14 protein-coding genes, 2 tRNA genes and 3 pseudogenes are annotated in these 25,205 nt (G+C 60.9%); 4 read left to right on the top strand and 15 right to left on the bottom strand.

Annotated features, from left to right (window positions below):
• Positions 1-2 precede the first annotated feature (2 nt).
• From fabZ to rpsB, 12 genes and pseudogenes are all read right to left on the bottom strand, one after another.
• Entirely contained in the window at positions 3-443 is a 441-nt protein-coding gene (gene fabZ, locus V8Z78_RS09925) for a 3-hydroxyacyl-ACP dehydratase FabZ (protein WP_003053425.1), read from the bottom strand.
• On the bottom strand, positions 443-1,444 hold the full coding sequence (lpxD, locus tag V8Z78_RS09920; protein WP_034362610.1) for a UDP-3-O-(3-hydroxymyristoyl)glucosamine N-acyltransferase: 1,002 nt from the start codon (positions 1,442-1,444) through the stop codon (positions 443-445). The genes fabZ and lpxD overlap by 1 nt, the downstream gene beginning before the upstream one ends.
• Positions 1,445-1,460: 16 nt before the next feature.
• A complete protein-coding gene (locus tag V8Z78_RS09915) occupies positions 1,461-1,967 on the bottom strand; it encodes an OmpH/Skp family outer membrane protein (protein ID WP_012839124.1) in 507 nt (168 codons plus the stop codon).
• Positions 1,967-4,282: an outer membrane protein assembly factor BamA gene (bamA, locus tag V8Z78_RS09910; protein WP_349731302.1), complete on the bottom strand. Its 2,316-nt coding sequence runs from the start codon at positions 4,280-4,282 to the stop codon at positions 1,967-1,969. The genes V8Z78_RS09915 and bamA overlap by 1 nt, the downstream gene beginning before the upstream one ends.
• A gap of 43 nt (positions 4,283-4,325) precedes the next feature.
• A complete protein-coding gene (gene rseP / locus V8Z78_RS09905) occupies positions 4,326-5,696 on the bottom strand; it encodes an RIP metalloprotease RseP (RefSeq protein ID WP_349731301.1) in 1,371 nt (456 codons plus the stop codon).
• A 91-nt stretch (positions 5,697-5,787) separates the two neighbouring features.
• Entirely contained in the window at positions 5,788-6,966 is a 1,179-nt protein-coding gene (gene ispC / locus V8Z78_RS09900; RefSeq protein WP_349731300.1) for a 1-deoxy-D-xylulose-5-phosphate reductoisomerase, read from the bottom strand.
• Positions 6,963-7,820, bottom strand: coding sequence for a phosphatidate cytidylyltransferase (locus tag V8Z78_RS09895; RefSeq protein ID WP_349731299.1), 858 nt, complete (start codon positions 7,818-7,820; stop codon positions 6,963-6,965). Before V8Z78_RS09895 ends, ispC begins: the two co-directional genes overlap by 4 nt.
• A 14-nt stretch (positions 7,821-7,834) precedes the next feature.
• A pseudogene (gene uppS / locus V8Z78_RS09890) lies at positions 7,835-8,525 on the bottom strand (polyprenyl diphosphate synthase).
• Positions 8,526-8,596: 71 nt separating this feature from the next.
• Positions 8,597-9,157, bottom strand: a complete 561-nt coding sequence (gene frr / locus V8Z78_RS09885) for a ribosome recycling factor (RefSeq protein ID WP_003067379.1) — start codon at positions 9,155-9,157, stop codon at positions 8,597-8,599.
• 37 nt (positions 9,158-9,194) lie between these two features.
• On the bottom strand, positions 9,195-9,917 hold the full coding sequence (gene pyrH / locus V8Z78_RS09880) for a UMP kinase (protein WP_003053409.1): 723 nt from the start codon (positions 9,915-9,917) through the stop codon (positions 9,195-9,197).
• Positions 9,918-10,010: 93 nt separating this feature from the next.
• Positions 10,011-10,904 (bottom strand): translation elongation factor Ts, encoded by an 894-nt coding sequence (tsf, locus tag V8Z78_RS09875; RefSeq protein ID WP_012839129.1) that lies wholly within the window; start codon positions 10,902-10,904, stop codon positions 10,011-10,013.
• Positions 10,905-11,013: 109 nt separating this feature from the next.
• Positions 11,014-11,766 (bottom strand): 30S ribosomal protein S2, encoded by a 753-nt coding sequence (rpsB, locus tag V8Z78_RS09870; protein WP_003067383.1) that lies wholly within the window; start codon positions 11,764-11,766, stop codon positions 11,014-11,016.
• Between the two features lie 226 nt (positions 11,767-11,992).
• On the opposite strand from rpsB, the gene V8Z78_RS09865 reads away from it, so the two are divergent.
• A complete protein-coding gene (locus tag V8Z78_RS09865) occupies positions 11,993-13,381 on the top strand; it encodes an amidase (protein ID WP_349731298.1) in 1,389 nt (462 codons plus the stop codon).
• Between the two features lie 97 nt (positions 13,382-13,478).
• Entirely contained in the window at positions 13,479-15,074 is a 1,596-nt protein-coding gene (locus V8Z78_RS09860) for an NAD(P)H-hydrate dehydratase (protein WP_349731297.1), read from the top strand.
• A 64-nt stretch (positions 15,075-15,138) separates the two neighbouring features.
• On the opposite strand, the pseudogene rnr reads toward V8Z78_RS09860, so the two are convergent.
• Positions 15,139-17,773, bottom strand: a pseudogene (rnr, locus tag V8Z78_RS09855) (ribonuclease R).
• Positions 17,774-17,807: 34 nt separating this feature from the next.
• Here rnr and V8Z78_RS09850 point away from each other — a divergent pair.
• Positions 17,808-17,892: transfer RNA gene (locus tag V8Z78_RS09850), tRNA-Leu, on the top strand.
• A 145-nt stretch (positions 17,893-18,037) separates the two neighbouring features.
• Positions 18,038-18,122: transfer RNA gene (locus tag V8Z78_RS09845), tRNA-Leu, on the top strand.
• 146 nt (positions 18,123-18,268) lie between these two features.
• Here the strand turns inward: V8Z78_RS09845 and V8Z78_RS09840 are convergent.
• Positions 18,269-20,929, bottom strand: coding sequence for a DUF349 domain-containing protein (locus tag V8Z78_RS09840; RefSeq protein ID WP_349731296.1), 2,661 nt, complete (start codon positions 20,927-20,929; stop codon positions 18,269-18,271).
• A 215-nt stretch (positions 20,930-21,144) separates the two neighbouring features.
• Positions 21,145-25,043, bottom strand: a pseudogene (locus V8Z78_RS09835) (DUF748 domain-containing protein).
• Positions 25,044-25,205 lie beyond the last annotated feature (162 nt).

The raw sequence follows: 25,205 nt of genomic DNA, 5'->3' as shown, positions 1-25,205 counted from the left end.
GCTTATCCCACGTGACGCATGGTGCACATCAGCTGAGCTTCAGCGGCCACTTCGCCATCCACGCTGGCGACGGCGTTGAACTTCCAGATGCCGCCACGCACGCGGTCGATGGTGATCTCCAGGGCCAGCTGGTCTCCCGGCACCACGGGACGCTTGAAGCGTGCCGAGTCGATACCCACGAAGTAGTAGATATTGTTTTCATCGGGCACCTGGCCCATGGCATCGAAGGCCAGCAGGCCGGCAGCCTGGGCCAGGGCTTCAAGAATCAGCACGCCGGGCATGACCGGACGACCGGGGAAATGCCCGGTGAAGAACGGCTCGTTGAAGGTGACGTTCTTGATCGCCTTGATGCGCGTGTTGCGCTCAAGCTCCAGCACCCGGTCCACCAGAAGAAAGGGATAGCGGTGAGGCAGTTGCTTGAGAATTTCTTGAATATCCATCATCAATTTCCGTTGTTGCTTTGCCGGCCCTCAGCCAGCGCTTGTTCAAGCTTCTTGACCCGCTCCCGGAGCGTGTACAACTGCCTGAAGGTTGCAGCGTTCTTTTCCCATTGCTCGTTCTCTTGCAACGGAAAGATGCCTGTATAAAAACCTGCCTTGGGCAAGGAGCGAGTGACCATGGAGGTCGGCGAAATCACCGTGCCATCCGCAATCGTCAAATGCCCCAGAATATTGGCAGCTCCACCAATCTGGCAGCGCTTGCCGATGCGCGCACTGCCGGCAATACCGGTATTGCCGGCAATCACCGTATGCGCACCAATGTGCACATTGTGGGCAATCTGCACCAGATTATCGATCTTGACGCCATCTTCAATGACTGTGTCATCAAGTGCCCCACGATCCACGCAGGTGTTGGCGCCGATTTCCACATCGTTGCCGATGCGCACGGCCCCCAGCTGCTCTATCTTTTCCCATTGGCCCGCCGAAGGCGCGAAGCCGAAGCCGTCGGCACCGATGACCACACCGGGATGCAGAATGCAACGCTCGCCCAGCACACAGCCCTGGCTGATGGTGACACGGGATTTCAGCACCGTATCGGCACCGATGACCGCGCCGGCCTCCACCACACACTGCGGCCCCACATAAGCACTTTCATGCACCTGGGCCGTGGCATCCACCACTGCGCTGGCATGAATGCCGCGCGGCCTGCCGCCCTGCTGGTGCGCCTTCCACCACTGGGTGGCACGCGCGAAATAGGCATAAGGATCGGCCGTGACAATGCAGGCACCACGCTGCGCCGCTTCATCGCGCATCATCGGCGCCACAATGACACAGGCCGCCTGTGAGGCGGCCAGTTGCTGGCGATAGCGGGGATTGCTTAAAAAGCTCAGATCACCGTGGCCCGCAGAGTCCAGTGGAGCGATGCGCGAGATAGGCATCTCGCGCTCGCCACCTACCAGTTCTCCACCGAGCGCATCGAGAATCTGTCCCAATAGAACGCTCACAAAAGTATCCTTGGGATTACTTTGTGCCGTTCAGGGCCTTGATGACCTTGTCGGTGATATCAAACTTGGGGTTGATATACACGGCCTCTTGCAGGATGACGTCGTACTTTTCAGTCTCGGCCACTTGCTTGACAACCTTGTTAGCACGATCCAGCACGGTGGCCAGCTCTTCATTCTTGCGAGCGTTCAGGTCTTCCTGAAATTCACGGCGCTTGCGCTGGAATTCACGATCCTGATCCACCAGCTGACGCTGGCGCGAAGCACGCTGGCTCTCGGACATGGTGGTAGCTTCACGCTCGAACTTGTCCGAGGCGTTCTTCAAGGAATTGCCCTGATCGACCAAATCCTTTTCACGCTTAGAAAACTCCTGCTCAAGCTTGGCTTGGGCAGCCTTGGCAGCGGATGCCTCACGGAAGATGCGATCCGTGTTCACAAAGCCGGCCTTGAATTCCTGTGCATGCGCAGAGACGGCCATGGCGCCAAGCAGCACAGCCAAAGAAAGATGGCTAGAGAGAGATTTCATTAGAAAGATGTTCCGATTTGGAATTGCAGTTTCTGGATTCTATCGCCGGTTTCCTTACGGATTGGCTGAGCATACGCCAAACGCAGAGGGCCCAGCGGCGAAATCCAACTAATACCGATACCGGTGGAAGCACGCAAGGTTCCCAGATCCATGCTTTCACCTTCCGCCCACACATTACCCACGTCCACAAAGCCAAACAGACGCAGTGTTCTGTCATTACCGGCACCCGGGAACGGGACCATGAATTCGCCATTCAAGGTCAGCTTGCGCGTACCGCCCAAGGCCAGATTGGTGTTCACCGTGTCACGACGCCCCAGAGAGCCCTGCTCGAAGCCACGCACCGAACCCAGACCACCCGAGTAGAAATTCTTGAAGATGGGATAGGGATTGCCGCCCAGGCCCTTGCCCCAGCCCATCTCGCCGTTCAGGGCAATCGTGTACTTCTTGTTCAGCGGAATATATTGCTGAATCTGGTAGTTGGCCTTCGCATAGCGCATATCGCTCATGAACGAGGCCTCCAGATTCACACGCTGATAGCGGCCGGCATTGGGTGCCAGGGCACTGTCGCGGTTATCACGAGACCATCCCAGAGTCAGAGGGATACCGGTCTTGGAGCAGCCTATGTTCTGGCCAGGCAGACCACCGCAATACTCGTTGTAGACCGCCGGCATATAGGTGCCAGGCTTGATCTCATTGCCTTCAACACCGGCACCGAAGAAGATGGTGTCCACTTCGCTGAAGGGCACACCGAAGCGCACGCTGGCACCCTTGGTGATGATCTTGTAGGCGCCATCGTCATAGTAGGGACGGATGGTGCGGTAGTACAGGTCATAGGTGCGCGAGATACCGGTATCCGTGAAGTACGGATTGGTTGTCGACACCACCATGGTGCGGTTGTACTTGCTGGTGTTGACATCCAGACCCAGGTAGTTGCCCGAGCCGAACACGTTTTCCTGCTTGATACCAAAGGACAGCGAGACCTTTTCAGCGCTGGAAAAACCTGCGCCCAGCTGGATCGAGCCTGTGGGCTTCTCAACCACATTGATCATCAGATCGACCTGATCGGGAGAGCCGGGCACTTCCTGGGTTTCAATATCGACTTGGGTAAAGAAGCCCAGACGGTCCACACGGTCGCGCGACAGCTTGATCTTCTGGCCGTCATACCAGGAGGCCTCGAACTGGCGGAACTCGCGGCGAATCACTTCGTCGCGGGTCTTGTTGTTGCCGCTGACGCTGATGCGACGGATGTAGGCGCGACGCGAAGGCTGTGCTTGCAACACGATGGCCACGCGATTGTTGGCGCGATCGATCTCGGGCACGGCTTCCACCTTGGCGAAGGCAAAACCGAAATTGCTGTAATAGTCGGTAAAAGCCTTGACGGTCTCGGAAACCTGGTCGGCGTTATAGGGCTCACCGGGCTTGATCTTGACCAGCGACTTGAACTCGTCGTCACGATCCAGATAGTTGCCTTCGAGCTTCACGCCAGAGACCACATACTGATTGCCTTCGTGAATATTCACGGTCAGGCCGATATTTTGCTTGTCCGGAGAGATGGCGACCTGGGTGGACTCCACACGGAACTCCAGATAGCCGCGCTGCAGATAGTAGGAGCGCAGCGACTCCAGATCGGCATTGAGCTTGTTGCGAGCGTAGCGGTCGGACTTGGTGTACCAGCTCATCCAGTTGCCTGTGTCCTGGTCGAACAGGTCCTTGAGCGTCGATTCCTTGAAGGCCTTGTTGCCCACAATGTGGATTTCGTTGATCTTGGCCGGCTCACCTTCGGAGACGGTGAAGGTCAGGTTCACTCGGTTGCGCTCGATAGGCGTCACCGTGGTCACCACTTCAGCGCCATACAGACTGCGGTTGATGTACTGGCGCTTGAGCTCCTGCTCGGCGCGATCAGCCAACGCCTTGTCGAAAGGGCGGCCATCGGCCAGGCCCACGTCACGCATGGCCTTGAGCAGAGTGTCCTTGTCGAACTCCTTGGTGCCGGCAAAGTTCACCTCGGCAATGGTGGGGCGCTCTTCCACAACCACCACCAGCACATTGCCATTGGCTTCGAGACGCACGTCCTTGAACAGACCCAGAGCAAACAACGAACGAATGGCAGCCGCGCCCTTTTCGTCGTTGTAGTCATCGCCCACGCGCAAAGGCATGGAGGCGAACACCGTACCGGGCTCCACTCGCTGCAAACCCTCGACGCGGATATCTTGAACTTTGAAGGGCTCCAATGCCCATGCCGCTTGCGCAGCTAAAACCATAGCAGCCAGGGCAGTTGCAGAGCGCACGCCCAAGCGATTGAAATGTTTTTTCATGAGTGGAAATCGCCGCGAATGCGGCCTACCGTAGCGGTAAAAATTAGCCCCAGAGCCGGTTGATATCGTTGAAAAAGGCGACTGACATCATCAGCAATATGACTGCGACGCCTGCACGCTGCAGTCTTTCAGCCCAGACATCAGAGACACTGCGCCCCGTCAAACCTTCCCAAAGATAATACATCAGGTGCCCACCATCCAGAACGGGCAATGGTAGCAGGTTGAGAACGCCCAGGCTGATGCTGATCAGCGCGAGGAACGACAGGTATTGCACCAGCCCCATGCTGGCGGACTTGCCTGCATAGTCTGCGATCGTCAAAGGACCGCTGATATTCTTGAGCGAGGCCTGACCGATCAGCATGCGCCCCATCATGCGCAGCGTCATGGAGGACAGCTCCCAGGTCTTGTGCACACCGGCGCTCAAGCCATCCCAAAAGCCATGGCGCACCAGCACCATCTCGGGCTGGCTGCCAATAAAGGCGTTCACACGTGCAGTTGCTGCTTGTCCATCCTTGCCAGGTACTATTTCCGGCTGCACCCGCAGGTTCAGACGCCGGCCCGCACGCTCCACAGCCCAGGCCTGCGGCTCGACTCGACCGGATGCACCCGAGGCACGAATCGCGGCACGCGCCTGAGCACCATCCTGAGCTGCCTGGCCATCGATGCTGAGCAGCACATCGCCTTTTTGCAGACCCGCCTTTTCCGCCGGGCCACCTGCAACAACCTCTTCTATGACCGGACGACTCCAGGCACCCTGCAGCCCGACCTTGTCAAAGAAAGCTGCATCCGGTTCCTTTTGTTGCAAAGAAGCGAGATCGAGCGGCACGACACGCGCTGCGCCATGTTCTTGTACCGCCACCTCCAGCTGCAAGGTTTCACCTTCAATGGCAGCTGTCGTCACCAGCCAGCGCAAATCACCCAGGGCACGCACAGGCTGCCATTCCTTGCCACCCACAGAGGCACGCTGCACCCAGTCGCCGCTTTGAATACCGGCCTGATGCAGCAACGTGCCTTCCGGAGGAGCCGCAAGCCGGGCTGCAGGCTCGTTGGTGCCCACCCAGTTGACCACCGCCAGCAGCGCCACGGCCAGCAACAGATTGGCCGCAGGTCCCGCCGCAACAATCGCTGCACGTGAGCGCAGGGGCTGATTGTTGAAGGCCAGGTGTTTTTCCTCGGGTCTGACCTCGCCCTCGCGTTCGTCAAGCATGCGCACATAGCCGCCCAGAGGCAGCGCCGCGATCACATATTCGGTGCCCGACTTCTTGCCGACCCAGCGCAACAGCGGCTTGCCAAAGCCCACGGAGTAGCGCAGCACCTTGACGCCACAGGCCACGGCAACGCGATAGTGGCCCCACTCATGCACCGCAATCAGAACGCCGAGCGCCACGATGAAAGCCACAACCGTCAGCAACACCTGAAACTCCTTAATGCCAATCAATGCTTGGAGCGTGCAGCAGGCCGCAAGTTCAACCGCAAGCCCTCAAGCCACCAAACTCGGTGCCAGATCAGCGCGCCCACAGCCTGACTATGTCAGCCGCACGCTCGCGCGCTCGCTCATCGAGCGCCATCAACTCTTCCAGACTGCCCACGACACCGGGTTGCACGGATTCCAGCGTCTGCAGATTGACGGCATGAATGCGGTCAAACGACAGGCGACGCTCCAGAAATGCGGCGACAGCCACTTCGTTCGCTGCGTTGAGCACCGTGGTCGTACCCTCGGGCGCGCGCAGCGCCTGCCAGGACAGATGCAGGCCCGGAAAGCGACGCGCATCCGCCTCCTCGAAGGTCAGCGCCGCCAGCTTGGCGAAATCCAGCACAGGTGCGCCGCTCTCGATGCGCTCTGGCCAGGCCAGACCGCAGGCAATCGGCACACGCATATCGGGCGTTCCCAGCTGGGCGAGCACGGACGCATCCTTGAACTGCACCATGGAATGCACGATCTGCTGCGGATGGATCACCACCTTGATCTTCTCGGGCGCCATATCGAACAGCCAGCGCGCCTCGATCACCTCCAGCGCCTTGTTCATCATGGTGGCCGAGTCCACCGAGATCTTGCGCCCCATGGAAAAATTGGGATGCGAGCAAGCCTGCTCGGGCGTGATTTCGGACAGTGTCGCCGGGTCGCGTTGGCGGAACGGTCCGCCCGATGCCGTCAACAGCAAGGAGTCGACGCGATCAGCCCAGGTGCTGCTGTCTTCGGGCAAGCACTGGAAGATGGCCGAGTGCTCGCTGTCGATGGGCAGCAAGGTGGCACCATGGCGCTTGACCGTATCCATGAACAGCGCGCCGCCCACCACCAGGGCCTCCTTGTTGGCCAGCAGCAGACGCTTGCCGGCCCTGGCGGCTGCCAAACAGGGCGCCAGACCGGCCGCTCCGACAATCGCCCCCATGACCGCATCCACATCGGGATGCGACGCAATCACTTCAAGAGCATCCCGCTCCTGGAGAACCTGTGTCTGAAGCCCGTTTTGCTTGATTGCCTCAGCCAGTTGACGAGCATGAGGCGCACTGGCCATCACAGCGAACTGCGGCTTGAACTGCGCGCATTGCCTGAGCATCAGATCCACCTGCGTGGCTGCGCTCAGCGCGAAGATTTCGTATTGTTCAGGGTGGCGCACCACCACATCCAGGGTATTGGTTCCGATGGAACCGGTAGAACCCAGAACCGTGATTTTCTGCTTCATGGATGCACAAAGGATGAGAGCATCATCGCCAACGGCAGTGTGGGCAGGAGGGCATCAATGCGATCCAGGACACCACCATGGCCGGGCAGCAAGCCGCTGCTGTCCTTGACACCGACGCTGCGCTTGATGAGGGATTCGACCAGGTCGCCCACCACACTCATCGCAGCCATAAACACCGCAGCCAGCAGCAGGAACCAAAGTCCGCGCGACTGCAGCACCGAATAGAAACTGGGAACACCGGCGCCGTAGTGACGATCTGCCCAGCTCCAGACCAGAGCCAGCACAACCACCCCCAGCATGCCGCCCCAGACACCTTCCCAGCTCTTGCCGGGACTGATGGAAGGAGCCAGCTTGTTCCTGGTGAACTTCAGGCCGAAAGTGCGGCCTGCAAAATAGGCAAAGACATCAGCCACCCAGACCAGCACCAGCACCGACAGCAGGAAGTTGATGCCGATATTACGCGCCTGCACCACGGCCAGCCAGGCCAGCCACAATGCCAGCACGCCGCCGACCAGACGCACTGCTGCCGGAATATGCGGCCAGCCCGCCACGCCAGCGCGCAGCAGCAAAACGCCCCCCAGCACCCAGAGGGAACCTGCAATCAGCCACACCGTGGGCAGAGGCTGATCCACCCAACCGGCCCACCAGGAGCCGGCGCACAGCGCTGTACAAACAGCCCCCAGGCCCAGTGAGCCTGCCTGTCCAAAACCATTGAGTCGCCCCCACTCCCAGGCACCAGCCGCCATGAACAACAGCATCAGTGCGGCAAAGGGCACGGTGCTGGCCGTATAAAACAGTGCCGGCAGCAAAATGGCCAGCAAAATCAAGGCGGTAATGACGCGCTGCTTGAGCATGGCACCTCTTATGGTTAAGCCGTCAAGGTGACGGTGGATGATGGTTGAATCTGCTCGGAAGTCTGGCCGAAGCGGCGCTCACGGCCGCCAAACACGGCAATGGCCTCGTCAAGAGCCGCCTCGTCGAAATCAGGCCACAGGGCATTGCTGAAAAAAAAGCTCTGTATAAGCAGCCTGCCAGAGCAGGAAATTGCTGATGCGAGTTTCACCGCCGGTGCGGATCATGAGATCAGGATCCGGCACATGGGCCAAGGCCATGGCCCTGTCCAGATTCTCGGGAGTCAGCTCCAGCCCCTGGGCCACCAGCTTCTGTGCAGCCTGGGCTATATCCCAGCGGCCACCGTAGTTGAAGCAGACGTTGAGAACCAGACGTGTGTTGTGAGCGGTGATGCGCTCGGCCTCTGCCAGGCCCTCCCGAACCTTGTCGCTCAGCCCCTGGCGGTCGCCGACAAAGTACAGGCGCACGCCGTCGCGGCTGAGTTGAGCGACTTCCTTGGCCAAGGCATTGGCCAGCAGGCTCATGAGCCCCGAGACCTCTTCCTGAGGTCTGTTCCAGTTCTCGGAGGAAAACGCAAACACCGTGAGCACCTGCACACCACGCTCGACGCAGGCGCGAGCGCAGCGGCGCAGGGACTCCACTCCCTGCTTGTGACCGGCAAGACGTGGAAGCAGACGGCGCTTGGCCCACCGTCCGTTGCCGTCCATGATGACGGCGATATGGCGCGGAACCGCGCCGTTTTTCTTGGATGTCAAAAGTGCAAGTCCTTTGGAAAGACTCAGACCGCCATGATGTCCTGTTCCTTGGCCGCTACCAGCGTATCGACCTCGGCAATATGCTTGTCGGTGATCTTCTGGATTTCGGCTTCGGAGCGCTTCTGATCGTCTTCAGAGGCTTCCTTGTCCTTGACCAGCTTCTTCACGCCTTCATTGGCATCGCGACGCAGGTTGCGAACGGCAATCTTGGCGTTCTCGCCTTCGTTGCGCGCCAGCTTGGTCATTTCCTTGCGGCGCTCTTCGCTCATGGGAGGCATGGGCACGCGGATCAGGTCGCCCATGGAAGCGGGATTCAGACCCAGATCGCTCTCGCGAATGGCCTTTTCCACCTTGGCGGCCATGTTCTTTTCCCAGGGCTGCACGCTGATGGTGCGGGAATCCAGCAAAGACACATTGGCCACCTGGGACAGAGGCACCATGGAGCCGTAGTACTCGACATGGATGGCATCCAGCAGCGCGGGATTCGCCCGGCCGGTACGCACGCGAGCCAGGTTGTTCTTCAGAGCCTCGATGGACTGACCCATCTTGGTTTCGGTGTTCTTTTTGATTTCAGCGATCGTCATGTTCTTGTTCCTTTGCGGGCATGTGGCGGCAAAACGCTCAAGCGTACACCAGAGTGCCTTCGTCTTCACCCATGACCACGCGCTTGAGTGCGCCGGGCTTGACGATGGAGAACACGCGAATCGGCAGCTTCTGATCGCGGCACAGCGCGAAAGCGGTGGCATCCATGATGCCCAGATTGCGCGAGATGGCCTCATCGAAAGCCAGCTTGTCGTAACGCGTGGCCGAAGGATCCTTGACCGGGTCGGCCGTGTAGACGCCATCCACCTTGGTGGCCTTGAGCACGACTTCGGCGCCGATTTCAGCACCACGCAGCGCAGCGGCCGTGTCGGTGGTGAAGAAGGGATTGCCCGTACCGGCAGCGAACACCACGACCTTGCCCTCTTCCAGGTACTGCAGCGCCTTGGGACGCACATAGGGCTCGACCACCTGCTCGATACCGATAGCCGACATCACGCGCGCCGTCAGGCCCTGCTTGTCCATGGCATCTGCCAGAGCCAGGGCATTCATCACCGTGGCCAGCATGCCCATATAGTCGGCAGTCGCACGGTCCATGCCGACCGAGCCACCTGCCACGCCGCGGAAGATGTTGCCGCCGCCGATCACCACGGCAACCTGCACACCCACCTTGGTCACTTCCACGATCTCAGCCACCATGCGCTCGATGGTTGCACGGTTGATGCCGAACTGGTCATCTCCCATTAACGCCTCCCCCGACAGCTTGAGCAAGATGCGCTTGTGGGCTGGAATGGCGTTGGACATGGTGTTTCTCCGATGGAAGTTGAATGAGTATGAAAACGGGAGGGGAATAAATCAATCGCGGCTCTAGGCCGCGATTGTTGCTAAGGCTTAGGTTTAAGCACCAGCCTTGGCTGCTGCCACCTGGGCAGCCACTTCAGCGGCGAAGTCATCAGTCTTCTTCTCAATGCCTTCACCCACGACATACATCGTGAACGCCTTCACATTGGTGTTGGCAGCCTTGAGCATCTGAGCCACGGTTTGCTTGCCGTCAGCAGCCTTCACGAAGACCTGGTCAGCCAGGGACACTTCCTTCAGGTACTTCTGCACGGAGCCTTCCACCATCTTGGAGACGATGTCGGCGGGCTTGCCGGATTCGGCTGCCTTGCCTTCGGCCACAGCGCGCTCCTTGGCGATCAGGTCAGCAGGCACGTCAGCGGAAGTCAGAGCCACGGGCTTCATGGCGGCCACGTGCATTGCCACGTCCTTGGCAGCAGAAGCGTCGCCGTCGAACTCGACCACCACGCCAATGCGGGTGCCGTGCACGTAGGCAGCCAGGCCAGCGCCGCTGAAAGCCTTGAAGCGACGGAAGGACATGTTTTCGCCGATCTTGCCGATCAGACCCTTGCGCACGTCTTCCAGAGTGGGGCCGTAGCCGTCTTGTTCGTAGGCCAGAGCGCCCAGAGCGTCCAGGTCAGCGGGATTATGCTCGGCGACCAGCTTGGCAGCGGCATTGGCCATGGCCAGGAAGCTGTCGTTCTTGGACACGAAGTCGGTTTCGCTGTTCACTTCGATCAGGCCGCCCTTGCCGCCGTCGATGAAAGCAGCCACAACGCCTTCAGCAGTCACGCGGGAAGCGGCCTTGCCAGCCTTGGTACCCAGCTTGACGCGCAGCAGCTCTTCAGCCTTGGCCATATCGCCATCAGCTTCGGTCAGAGCCTTCTTGCATTCCATCATGGGGGCGTCGGTCTTGGCGCGCAGTTCGGCGACCATGCTTGCAGTAATTGCCATCGTATTTCTCCAGTATCAGTTCGATTCGTTACAGGATTCCGGCTAAAAAAAACGGGGCTACCTAGAGCCCCGCTTTTTCTCGCGATGCGGTCGCGCAGCCGGACTTCGCTTAGGCGGCGGATTCTTCCACTTCCACGAACTCGTCGCCGTTCTCACCGGCAGCAGCCTTCACCACGTCGTTCAGACGGGCTTCGCGGCCTTCCAGGATAGCGTCGGCGATGCCTTGGGCGTACAGCTGCACGGCCTTGGCGGAGTCATCGTTACCAGGGATCACGTAGTCGATGCCATCGGGATTGTGGTTGGTGTCAACCACGCCGATCAGAGGAATGCCCAGCTTCTTGGCTTCAGCGATAGCGATCTTGTGGAAGCCCACGTCGATCACGAAAATGGCGTCAGGCAGGCCGTTCATGTCCTGAATGCCGCCGATGTCCTTTTCCAGCTTTTCCAGTTCGCGAACGAACATCAGCTGTTCCTTCTTGGACATGGATTCCAGACCAGCTTCTTGCTGAGCCTTCATGTCCTTCAGACGCTTGATGGAGGTCTTGACGGTCTTGAAGTTGGTCAGCATGCCGCCCAGCCAGCGCTGGTCGACGAAGGGCACGCCAGCGCGCTTGGCTTCTTCGGCCACCAGCTCACGGGCTTGACGCTTTGTACCCACCATCAGGATGGTGCCGCCGTTAGCAGTCAGCTGCTTGGCGAACTTCTGGGCTTCCTGGAACATCGGCAGGGACTTTTCCAGGTTGATGATGTGGATCTTGTTACGGGCACCGAAGATGAACGGAGCCATCTTGGGATTCCAGAAACGAGTTTGGTGACCGAAGTGGACGCCGGCTTCCAGCATCTCGCGCATTGTTACTGCCATGTTAATTACCTCAAAGGTTGGGTCTAAAATCCGGCCCAACGATTGCAGCCGCCTTGAAAAAGCGATCGCAACACCTTGGATAGGCCGGTTTGCTATTTGCCTTGCCGACTTGAAAGCAGGTGCTGCAAGGTGCAAAAACGCCATCGCATCAACCACTTTCAGAGCTTTTCAAGTCAATCCTCACGGACTAACCCTTAGCAAAGCCGCAAAATTTTAGCACATCGCCATGCAACTCGACCTCAGTCACCTCACTCTTGAGATACGCGAAGGCCGCCAGAGCGCCGCAAACCTCATGCAAATGAGCATTGCTGCCGCGCAAAGTCCCTTGTGCGCCAACGTTTTCAGCCAGACTTTCTTTGACGAGGCACGCTGGGCCGCTGCAGAAACACCAACGACTGCCCCCCTGGCCGGCCTGGCCATCTCGGTCAAGGATCTGTTTGACACCCAAGGTGCGCGCAGTGCTGCCAGTTCCCTGGTGCTGCAAGATGCTCCCGTCGCGCAGGCAGACGCCACGGCCGTCGCCCGCCTGCGCGCGGCAGGTGCCGCCATCATCGGCCGCACCCATATGGTCGAGTTCGCTTTTTCCGGCGTGGGTGTGAACCCGCATTTCGGCACCCCTGCCGCGCTGGATGCCCGCCACCCCGCCAATCCTCAGCTGGCGCCCACATGGCCGGCCCGCATTCCCGGCGGCTCCTCGTCAGGAGCAGCCGTATCCGTTGCCAGCGGCGCCGCCTGGGCGGCTCTGGGCTCGGACACCGGGGGCTCCATCCGCATTCCCGCTGCGCTCAATGGACTGGTGGGCTTCAAAAGCACGGCCAGGCTGGTGCCCACCGAAGGAACCGTGCCACTCTCGCCCACACTGGACACCGCCTGCGCCATTACCCGAAGCGTGCGCGATGCCGTGCTGCTGCACGAGATTCTGGCCGAGCGCAAAGTCGTCAAGGACGAACGCAGCCTGAGCCAGTGGCGTCTGGCAGTGCCCCGTCCCCTGTTTTTCGAACAGATCGAACCCGCCGTGCGCAGCGCCTTCGAACGCAGCATCGCCAAGCTGCAAGCCGGCGGCGCGCAGATCGAATGGATTGACCTGCCAGAGCTGGAAGAGCTGGACGGCATCAACACCATCGGCGGCTTCTCCCCCACCGAAAGCTATGCCTGGCACCGGCGCCATCTGCAGGATCCCGCCAAAGCCGCGCTCTACGATCCCCGGGTGCGCTCGCGCATAGAGCGCGGCGCGAGCATGAGCGCTGCCGACTATCTGGATCTGCTGGCCGCGCGCAAGCGCTGGATTGCCAAGATGGAGAGCGCCATTGCTGGCTATGACGCCCTGCTCTCGCCCACCACGCCGATCACGGCACCCACGATTGCCTCCGTCGCTCCGGCCAACGGCTTCGATGCTGCAGCCGACCTCAGGCGTGACGAAGAATTTTTCCGCGTCAACGGCCTGCTGCTGCGCAATACCAGCGTGGTCAATATGCTGGACGGCTGCGCCCTGTCACTGCCGTGCCACAACCCGAACGAGCTCCCCATGGGCCTGATGATCTGGCATGCCGCCCTGCACGACGATGCCATCCTGAATATCAGCGCGGACATCGAAGCCATACTCAATCGCGACTGACTTCCATTTTTGTAGCTATAACCGCTTATGGTTATTGAATCACAAGGCAAAAATCATCAAAACCCACAAATGCGCAGCCGGAGGCTATCCTCGGACCATGCTGCGCATTTCTCCCTCCGACAACCCGCCCGCCTCCATTTCCGCTGGTCAAGGCTGGCCGCTGTTCAGCACCACTGCCACGCGTCAGATTGAGAAGGCTTGCGCCGAGCGCCTGCCGCCTCACAGGCTGATGGAACGCGCAGGCCTTGCCATCGCCAGGCTGGCAACGGCAATAGCCCCGCACGCGCAACGCATCTGGATTGCCTGCGGCCCGGGCAACAACGGCGGCGACGGCTTTGAGGCGGCAGCTCAGCTCCGGGCCATGCTGCCCCATGCGCGAATCATGGTCAGCGAAGTGCGCGCACCTGCCGAACTTCCGTCCGACGCGCAGACTTCCCGGGACAAGGCCTTGCAGGCTGGCGTGCAGTGGCTCGATGACGCCCCCGTCGATCTGGAACCACAAGACCTGTGCGTCGATGCACTGCTGGGCATAGGACTGAGCTCGCGCACTTCCGGCAAGACCTCGGCTGCCGATCAGCGCCTGCTGCAGTTGCTGGCCCAGGTTCAGCACTGCACCTGCAACGTACTCTGTGTAGACGTTGCTTCAGGCCTCGATGCCGATACCGGTCAATATCTGAGGGAGTTCGTGCCTGGCCATATCGCCACCGACCAACGACGCCACACGCTTGCCTTGCTGACCTTGCAGCCCGGCCTGTTCACCGGTCAGGGCCGCGATGCCTGCGGACAAATCTGGTGGGACGACCTGAGCTGCGGCATTGCCAGTGCTCCCGACGTACCGAGCTCGCCCACCCTAGCCGCTGTAGCACAGCCCACGGCACATCTGAGCAGCCCAGGCCTTGCCTCCTCAAGAGCACGCCCGCACGCCAGTCACAAAGGCAGCTTTGGCGATGTGGCCGTGCTCGGTGGCGAAGGCCTGGGCATGCGCGGCTTGTCGATGACGGGCGCTGCCTGGCTGGCGGCACTGGCGGCACTGCACGCAGGAGCCGGCCGCGTCATGCTGGCCTTGCTGGACGAGCAATCACCGCAAGGCATTGCGCCCTGGCCGGAAATCATGTTGCGCCGGCCCGCCGCGCAGGACTGGAGCCAGGCCACCGCGGTCTGCGGCTGCGGTGGCGGCGAAGCCGTGCAGGCCTGGTTGCCTCACATACTGGCACAAGCTCCGCAACTGGTGCTGGATGCAGACGCACTCAACGCCGTTGCGGCCAGCCCGGCACTGGCACAACAGCTGAGCCAGCGCGCCGCACGCCAGCAGACCACGGTCTTGACCCCCCACCCGCTGGAGGCCGCGCGCCTGCTGCAGACCAGCACTGCTCAAATACAAGCCAACCGCCTTCAATCCTGCCTGCAGCTTGCCAGCAAATTTCAGTGCACGGTGCTGCTCAAGGGCTCGGGCACGGTCGTTGCCAATCCACAGCAGCAAGTCTGGATCAATGCCAGCGGCAATGCCCGCCTGGCCACGGGCGGCACGGGCGATGTGCTGGCCGGATTGATAGCGGCGCTATGGGCACAGAGTCAAAGTGCCGATATGGCAGCGACTCAGGCAGCCTTCCGCCATGGCCACATTGCAGATTGCTGGCCAGCAGATCTCCCATTCAGCGCCAGTGCACTGGCTCTGCGTCTGGGCAATCGATAAACTGCAAAAAACAAAGGCCTTGCCATTATCGGGCAAGGCCTTTCAGCTCTTGATAGGAGAGCAATCAGCGCTCGGTCTTGCGCTTGCTGGTTTTGCTTGCCGGTGCAGCCTTGGTACCCGCCGCAGGCTTGGCAGCAGCCTTTACGGCTTTGGGAGCCGACTTCGCCACAGACTTCGTTGAGACCTTGGTTGCGGGCTTTGCGACCGACCTTGATTCAGGCTTGACCGCAGCCTTGACAACAGAGACGGCCGGAGCATCAGGCGCAAGCAGAGCTGCAACCTTTTTCCTGCCTGCCGCCTTGCGAGGCTTGGCTTGTTGCACCTCGATGACGGACTCCATCACAGGCTCAGGCTTGGGCGCGGCTTGCTCTTGTGCGTACTCTGCTTCCAGTGCGGCCAGATTCACGCTTTTCAGCATGGCTTTCTTGGCTGCCTTTCGCCCCTGCTTGGCGCGATCGGGCTCAGGTGCAGAAGCAGGGCCCGTAGCAGCATTGCGCTGCGCGCGATTGGCCTTGGCATCGCGACGACTCCACTTGTCGGCATAGCCGCCCGCACTGCGCTCGTCACGCGACTCGCGACGGCCACGCCCCTCATCCTTGGCTTGGCCACGACCGCTGCGTGGTGTTTGTACCAAGCCGTCCTCGCCATCGCGAACCAGGCGGAAGTCGATGCGACGTCCGTCCAGATCCACGCGACTGACCTGCACCCGCACTCGTGCGCCGATGCCATAGCGAACACCCGAGCGCTCGCCACGCAGCTCCTGCCGGGCTTCGTCGAAGCGGAAGTAGTCGCCGCCCAGCTCGGTGATATGCACCAGCCCTTCCACATACATGGCATCCAGCGTCACAAAGACTCCGAAGGTCGTGACCGAGGAAACCGTGCCCGCGAACTCCTCACCCAGATGCTCGCGCATGTATTTGCATTTGAGCCAGGCCTCCACATCGCGGCTGGCCTCGTCGGCACGGCGCTCGTTGGCACTGCAGTGCAGGCCGGCAGCCTCCCAGGCCTGGAATTCCTTGGCCGCCGAGCGCTTGCGCGGCTTTTGCCCCGGCTCGACCACACGCGAAGAGAGGCGCTTGGCCATCTTGGCTTCGGCTTCACCCGGCGTGGGCAGGCTGGGCAGCTTGTAGTGTGTGCCGTTCAGCTCAGCCTTGATCACGCGGTGCACCAGCAAGTCTGGATAACGACGAATCGGGCTGGTGAAATGGGTATAGGCCTCAAAGGCCAGACCGAAGTGCCCCGAGCCTTCCGGCGTATAGAAAGCCTGCATCATGGAGCGCAACAGCATGGTGTGAATCTGCTGCGAGTCAGGACGGTCCTTGGTGGCATTGGCAATCTGCTGAAACTCCTTGGTCGAAGGGTTTTCGCTGATGCTCATGCTCACACCCATGGCCTTGAGGTAATTGCGCAGAATTTCCTGCTTTTCCAGCGAAGGCTTGTCGTGCACGCGGAACAGGCCAAGCTGCCCGCTTTGGTCGATGAAGTCTGCGCTGCAGACATTCGCCGCCAGCATGGCTTCTTCAATCAACTTGTGCGCATCATTGCGAGTGCGCGGCACGATTTTTTTCGATGCGTCCGTTGTCGTCGCAGACGATTTGCGTCTCGGTCGTCTCAAAGTCCACGGCACCGCGCGCCTCACGAGCCTTGAGCAGGGACTGGAAGACGCCATACAGATTCAGCAAATCCTGCACGCGCTCCTTGCGCTTGGCTGCTTCAGGACCGCGCGTATTGGCCAGGATTGCAGCCACCTCGGTATAGGTGAAGCGCGCATGGCTATGCATTACCGCTGGGTAGAACTGATAGGCGTGAATCTCACCTTGCGCCGTGATCAGCATGTCGCAGACCATGCACAGCCGATCGACGTCGGGGTTCAAGGAGCACAGCCCGTTGCTGAGCTTTTCCGGCAGCATGGGAATCACTCGGCGCGGGAAGTACACGCTGGTGGCGCGGTCGTAAGCATCCACATCAATGGCGCTGCCTGTGGTCACATAGTGACTCACGTCGGCAATCGCAACAAGCAGGCGCCAGCCCTTGCTGCGCCCCACCTTGGCGGGCTCGCAATACACGGCATCGTCAAAGTCGCGCGCATCTTCGCCGTCAATGGTGACCAGAGGAATATCGGTCAGATCAATGCGGTGCTTGTAGTCTGCGGGTCGGACTTTTTCGGGCAGCGCCTTGGCTTGCTCGAGACAGGCGTCGGAGAAGATATGCGGCACGCCATACTTGCGCACCGCAATCTCGATTTCCATGCCTGGGTCATCCACCTCACCCAGCACTTCGGTGATGCGGCCCACAGGCTGGCCGAACAGCGCCGGCGCCTCGGTCAATTCGACCACCACCACCTGCCCCGGCTTGGCCGCACCTGTGGCGTTGGAAGGAATCAGAACATCCTGGCCGTAGCGCTTGTCTTCAGGGGCCACAAGCCACACACCGCTTTCTTGCAGAAAGCGACCAATGATGGGCTGGTCTGGACGCTCCACGATTTCCACCACACGGCCTTCGGGGCGACCGCGATGGTCATGACGGGCGATACGCACCTGGACCTTGTCCTTGTGCAGCACCGCTCGCATTTCATTGGGGGGAAGGTAGATGTCACGCTCACCATCGTCACGGACGACAAAGCCGTGTCCGTCGCGGTGGCCCTGCACAGTGCCCAAAATTTCTTCGTTCATATCGGCAACTTTTGCGCGAGGGTTCATTTTCTTGATATACAATCTATGTCTTTCCTGAGATGCCCAGGTGGCGGAATTGGTAGACGCACTAGTTTCAGGTACTAGCGGGTAACTCCGTGGAGGTTCGAGTCCTCTCCTGGGCACCAAGTTTAACGACAACCTGCAAGGGTTGAAACAAACTTGGGAAACATTCCTCAAGGGAATGTTCGCAAGCCAGACGGCATCTTAGAAAATTTGAAGATTCGGATTGAATGCAGAAAAAATGCATTACAATACGAAGATTCCCTGAAAGCCCAGGTGGCGGAATTGGTAGACGCACTAGTTTCAGGTACTAGCGGGTAACTCCGTGGAGGTTCGAGTCCTCTCCTGGGCACCAAACACGACAAGCCGTTGCATGCAAATGCAGCGGCTTTTTCGTTGGCGCCCCCGACTCCCTCTGACAGTACGCAGCACATACGAAAAAAGGGAGCCCAACGGCTCCCTTTTTCTTGAGCAACGCCTCCCATCGGGGCGATATGTCGCTTACTTGCGCAGCAATTGCTTGAGTGCGGTCTGCAGGCGACGGGCAGATGCCTCATCGCTGGCACTGCCCAGCACAGTGGCCACGTCCTGACCCCAGGTCTGCTGGGGCGAAGGATCGTTGCGGCGGGTCAGCATCTGCAGCTGCAACGCACGGCGTGCCGCCAGTTGATCGGCAGGAGTGTGCACATCGGCAGCCATTTCCAGGCGCAGCAGGGCCTCTGCAGCATTGCCCTTGGGCGCAGCAGCCACAGCACCGGACCAGGAAGAGCGCACAGGCGCCGTCACCTTGCTGCCCAGTTGCTGAGCCGATGGCAGCTGCGCAGCATCACGAGCCTGCCAGGCACCGAGTAGTTGAGTCAGCGCCTCGCCGTGCGCCTGGGCTGCCAGCTTGCGCAGAGCCTCCTGGGCATGCTCCACGGCATCACGCTGGGCACGGAAGGCTGGATCGGCCAGACGCGGTCCGCGCTCCTCGCGCGTGAACTCGCGACGGCCACGGCCGGCATCGCGGCTGTCGCGACCATCACGACCACCGCGCTCGCCACGCGCTGCATCGCGGCCACGGCCGCCATCCTTGCGATCGCCAGGACGACCACCTGCAGCAGTTGCCGCTTCCTTCCTCATTCCAGGGCGGTCATCGCCACGCACGGCCACCACGGGGCGTGCCGGCTTGGCCACTGCAGCGGCTTCGCTCGCTTGCGCCTCAACAGCTTCAGACGCTTGCTCTGTCTGGCCCTGGGGCTGGTTTTCATCAGCCTTGGCGGGCTGAGCCTTGATGGCTGCTTCGAGCTCGGCCAGCGCTGCATGGATCTTTTGCGCATCGCCGCTGGCATTGGCCGCCTCGACCGCCCTGGACGCATCCAGCACGCGGCGATCATGCTCGGACAACTCAACCGCCACCTGGCTGCGACCACCACGCTCCACGCTCTTGCGATTGAAGGCATCGTCCAGCGGCTTGCGGAATGCATCCCAGAGCTTTTGCTCGTGCTTGCGATCCAGCGGCACCACCTGGGCTTCGGCCTGCCAGCGCTGCTGCAGCGCCTTCACGGCGTCGATGCGCAGGCTGGGGGCTGCCCCCAGGGCCGTGGCTTCGTCGATCATGGCATGGCGACGCTCCAAGCTGGCCTTTTGTGCAGCCTGCAGGGGCGCTTCGGCAGCAGCCATGGCCTGCTTGAACAGGGGCTGCAGTTCGGCAAACAGCTTTTCGCCGATATGGCCGCTTTCACGCCAGCGCTCGCCGAACTGGCGCAGCGCGCGCAACATGTTCTTCCAGTCCTGGCTGGCCGCATTGCTTGCAGCCCAGGCCTTGATTTCTTCGATCAGCGCCAGACGCTGGGCCTTGGCCTGCGTGCTGTCCTGACGAATCTTGTCGTGCCAGGACTCGACCACCTTGTAGGCTGCGTTGCAGGCCTCGTCAAACTTCTTCCACAGCGCATGATTGGCCATGGCACCTTGGTCGGCCTGCTTCCATTGTTCGCGCAGGCTGCGCAGGGTTTCCTGGATCTTGCGACCACCCAGTGCCTGGCCTTCGGGACGGTTGAGCAAGGCTTCGGCCTTGGCCACCAGGTCTTCGCGCAGTTTCTCGGCCAGTTGACGCTGCCAACCCTCGGCCTCACCGGCGGCCAACAGGGCTTCATGCACTTCGCCCACCAGCGCTTCGTCCACAAAGCGTCCATGGGCCTTGATGGCTGCGCGCATGGCTTGCACGGCCTCGGAGCCGGCCTGGCTGTTGCCAGCTGCAGTTTCTGCCTTCAGCGCCTGCAGAGCCTGGCCCAGGCCAGCCTTGGCTGCTTCCACCTGCTCGGGCGTGGGCTTGCCACGGCCAGCGGCGGTTGCGCGCGGTGCGGCGGGCTTGGCCACTTCCACAGCAGCGGCTTCGGGAGGCAGACCACGGGCCACGCGGATTTCGTCGGCCCAGACGGGGACCGTGGGCAACGGCGCTGCCTCGTCGGCGGCAGCAGCCTCGGTCTGTGCCAGTGCAGACTGGAAAGCATCCCAAACCAGCGCCAGTTGTGCAGAGGCTGCTTCCAGCTGAGGCGGGAAACGGCCGTCCACGCTGCCCCAGCTGGCGTCACCGGTCAGCTCCTTGGCCTGCTCCTGCCAACGCGCAACATCGACTCCCAGGGCTTCCAGCACCGCCTTGGCATCCTTCCAGGACTTGGTGGACAGCACTTCGATGCGCTGCGCCAGCAGCAGCGCCACTTCGCGCTGCACCTGGGTGCGATGCTGCAGGTCCTCCACGGCCTTCACGCGCTCGCCCAATCGGGCCTTGAACTGCGACAGAGGCTCGCGCGACAGCGCGGCACCGGCCTTGGCGGCATCACGCTGCCAGGCAGCCGCAGCCGCCGCATCGAAGGGCTCTGCTGCCAGCAGTGCCTGAGCCTTCTCGGCCCATTCCACGGAGATTTTTTCCTGATTCGCGGTGCGACGGATCTCGTCAAGGCGTTCGCGCACGGCACGGGCAGCACTCTTGTCGCCCTTGCTCAGTTCCTTGTGAACGTCCTGGAGTTGCTCGACCGTGGGCTGAGTCGCCAACCAGTCGCGAATGCGCGCGGCGCGATCACCCGACGTCTCGGCGGAGAAAGCACCACCCGTCAATGCATCCAGCGGATGTTGCTCAGTATTCTTGGCAGAGGCCGGGTTCACTTCAGATGCATCAGACATGGTGCTGCTAGGAGAAATAGATGTCATGTAAGGGTCAGAAAATGCTTGGCAGCCAGCGCAGTCAACGCTGCAACCGGCCAGTGCCAGCCCACATGAGGGCAGACTTTCCAAGCGCAAGCCCAGGCACATGAGCACCTGGGCAAACCGGTATTTTCGCCTTTATTTAAAGGCAAGCCAAAAAATGCGAAATCGCAAGGTGTTTCGCAGCACTTTCCTCACTGCGCAGACAGGCTCAACTGGGCACGTGGCGTCCAGTCCTTGTCCTGCACATCCAGCTTGGGAGCGCCCAGGAACAGGCGTTCCAGCGGCAGCTGTTGCGTGGCCAAATAGTCCCTCACAGCCACACCGCGCGCCAGCGCCAGCTCGCGCATGGCATCGTCAGGCACCTTGATGCTGGCCACCAGCAGCGCCGTCATCTGGTCTGCAGGCAGATCCTTGGCCATTCCGACCATGTTGCGGGGCTTTTTGATGTCGGCACGACCGTAAACGGCCTTGAGCAGAGCCGGACGCTCGGCATCGCTGAACTCCATCACCTCGTCGCCACTCTTGCCTTCGCGAATCACGTTGCGGCGCTTTTGGGCCAGCAGCAGACGATCCAGCTCTTCAGTCTTCCAGGCCTCCTTGTCTTCGGCCTCACGCGACTCCCCCACCACCGTCATCTTGAGTGCGGGGCGGTCGTTGAGTGCCTTGACGATCTTGGTCAGTTGCTCCCTGGCCTTGCCGTCGAGCTTGGCGCTGCCCGGCGCAAAGTTGACTGCGCCCGACTCGTCGCCACCCGAGAACGCTCCCGACAACAGCGCAAACGGCGCGGTCACGGCCTTCATGATGATGTTGCCGATCACCTTGAAGATGATGGGCGCCAGACGGAACTGCGGGTCGTTGAGCGAGCCGCTCAGAGGCACATCGAGATCGATCACGCCGTTGCGGTCGGACAGCAGGGCCACCGCCAGCTTGACAGGCAGCGATGCGGGTGCGCCCTCCACCTTGTCGCCAAAGGTCAATTGGCGCAGCACCAGCTTGTTCGATGCCGTGAGCTGCCCATCAGGCTGCACCTTGTAGTTCACATCCATATAGAGCTTACCGCGCTCTATGCCATAGCCCGCGTACTTGATGGAATATGGCGACAGCGGCGACAGCTCCAGGTCATTCATCTGGGCACGCACATCCAGTGCCAGAGGCTTGGCCAGCGGGTTGACCTTGCCGCTGATATCGAGCTTCGCCGTACCCTGGGCCTTGCCCTTGATTTCAAGATCGGCCATTTGCGGCTCGACCTGGCCTGCAGGAGCCTGCGAAGAGAAGGCGCTCAGACGGCCGTTCAGCTCACTCAGATCGGCCGAGTAGTTGGGCTGAATGAAATAGTCGGAAAACTGCACCTTGCCGCCCGTCAGCACAATGGGCCCGACCTTGATGATGGGCGCGGGGCCGACATCTTCGGGCTTTGCGGGCTCAGCCACGGGTCTGCTGAGCTCGGGCTTCTCGCCAGCAGCCGCCTGGGCGTTCGCCTCTTCGTTCTGTGCGACGGACTGCTCGGACCTTTCGGTCTTCACGATGTCCTGCAGATTGATGCGGCCGTTGCGCTGCACGATGACGCGCGCAAAAAAAGTCGCTCAGCGCGGTTTCGCGCACACTCACCCGCAGCGGCTGAGCCGGTTGCATATTCAGGTCCAGGCCGCGCACCACCAGTGTTTTCCAGGCCAGCAAATCATCGCCAAGACCCAGGCCTGTGCGCGCAGCCAGTGCCTTGGCACGGTCTGCCGTGGAGTCATTGAGCACCGCCGTCAGCGCACCCTTGGCAGTACTGGGCTTGCCCACTTCCTCCTGCACAGGAGCCGCAAGCGTGGAGCGCACGCGCAGGTCGTTGAGCTCCACATCACCCGACACAGACAGCTGCGGCCCCTTGGCATGGGCCAGATAGTTAAGCTTGCCCCGGAAGTTGCCGTCGGCACGCACCAGATCCACATTGAGCTTGTGACCGAAATACGGCTCCAGCGCATGCAAGGGCACGGCACGGGCCTGCAACTGCCCCTGAGCCGAAACAGGGGTCAGACCCAGCTGCCCCTTGAACTGAATATGACCAGCCTGCACACGGCGACTGGCAGCTAGCTGAGCCGAGACCTCCAGCGGAGTCGGCGCTGCCTTGGCCGCCAGAGGCTCGAAAGCACCCATGCGTATGCGCAAGGCGCTCACATCCAGCTGCACGGGCCGTGCATTCCCGCCTTGCACAGGTGCTGCATCGCGAAACTGCAGCGCACCGCCATCCACGGCAATCGCTGCCAGCTTGACCGACCAGGGCTTGCCCGGCTCCGCCTTGCTGCCCTGCGTTGCCGGCTTGGCTGCAGGCGCTGCCACGGGCAACCAACGCTCGTACATCCAGTGCCCTTGTGCGTCACGCAGAGCCGCGAGCTGCGGCTTCTGCACGGCAATGGCCTCCACCTGCACCTGCCGGGCAGCAAGATCGACCTGAACGCCGCTGACCTTGATCTGTTCGATATTGACAGGGGCCTGCTTGTCCTGCAGCTGCAGCTTGTCGGCAGTCAGCTCGGCCACCTCTGCCACGACTCCGCCCTCACCCCAGGAAATCCGGGCATCGGTATTGAGCATGGCGCTGAGCTGCGGCTTGAAATGCGCTTGCATATAGGGCTGCACCCATTGCAGCGGCATCTGCTCGAGCTTGAGATTGAGATTGCCCGCCTTGTCCGTGGCTTCTCCATCCAAAGCCAGCCTGGCTGCCCCCTCCACCCGGGCCTGCTCAGCCGCTTGCAAACCTGCAGTGGCCGTCAGTTGCAAAGGCGCATTCATGGGCCAGGCCAGATTCTTGGCCTGCAGCACCAAAGGAGCCAGGGTCAGCGCCGCAGGCGCCGCGCCTGTTGCGGCATCCCGCCAATGCACGATGCCGCCTTCAATATCGAACTGCTGCACGCCGACGACCAGGGGCTTGCCAGGCTTTTCGGCCTTCGCATCTGCCTGGGCCGGAGTGCTGGCCTCGGCGGAGGCGGGCTCAGGCACGGCCTTCTCGAGCGGCGCTGCGGGGGCACCGGCCGGCGCATTCAAACCCAACCAGTTGATCACGCCCTGCGCATTGCGGCTGGCATGAACCTCGGGCTTGACCCAGCGCACCGATTCGAGCGCAACCTGGTTCTGCAGAGGCTGAACATTCTTGAGCTGCACCTCCAGCGCATCAAAGTTCAGCAGCGGCGCGCTCTGGCGGTCCTGCACCGCGACATTGCTCAAGGCCAGCTTGCCGCTGATGCTGACCACAGGCTGATCTTTTTGCTCGAAGCTGATCTGCAGATCCGTGTCCAGCACGCCAGACAGAGGCTGCACGGGAACGCTGGCAGGCACATAGCCCAGATAAGGGGCCAGATCGATGTGCTCCCATTTGAGTTGCATCGCCGTCTGGCGGGTGTCGGTGAACGGCGTGCTCTCGCCCGATGTGTCGAACTTGCTGCCGTTGAGATCGAAAGCCAGATGCGGCAGCACCTTGATCTCGCGCTTGGAGGCCAGATTGCTGATGAAAGGAATGCTCAGTTGCAAGTCCTTGAGCTCGTGCTTGCGCTGCACAAACTCGTCATTGAGCTCGATACGGCCGTCGCGCACTGCAATGTTGTAGAGCGCAAAGCTCAAGGGCTTGGACGGCTCTTCGTCCTCAGGCTCGGAGAGCCTGGCAATCACATCGTCGATATCGAGCTTGCCCAGTGAATGCTGGGTCAGTCGCACCACCGGCGCATCGACCTCGATCGCATCCAGCACAGGAGCGAGCCTGAACAAGGACTGCGCGCTGGCATTGATGAAGATGCGCTTGATCTGCAGCTGTGGCTCAGCGGCAGACTTCAGATATTTCTGAGCCGCCGAGCCCTCTGGATGCGCAGTTTCAGCTACTTTTTTTTATATCCTTATCGATCACCAGTTCGTGCAAGGTGATGGACATGGCCCAGGGCGCAAACTCGATCTTGCCCACATGGACGCCGCGCCCCAGCTTCTCGGCGGCCCGTTTTTCCAGCTGGCTTTTGGCCACCCAGGGCACTACCGCCCACAGCAACAGCCATAACAGCAAAAGAGCAAGAACAGACCAGATCAGCCGACGAAGCCAGCGATTCGATGTGAGCAAGGACATGGGCAATTGTTATTGATGCAGAGATTGAAAGCCTTCTAAGACTCTCAGGGGCGGGACCCGCCGCGCGCCCGGAACACCACTGTACCTTGAGCGCACCTGGTGTATCTAGATTGCGCTCTATATATAGATAGAGGCAAGAGGCGTTTCCAGGGAGAAGTTTGC

Source organism: Comamonas sp. wu1-DMT, from assembly GCF_040187805.1.
Lineage (GTDB): Bacteria > Pseudomonadota > Gammaproteobacteria > Burkholderiales > Burkholderiaceae_C > Comamonas > Comamonas thiooxydans.
The sequence above is the reverse complement of the archived record's forward strand: the minus strand, read 5'-3'. Positions and strand labels throughout refer to the sequence as shown.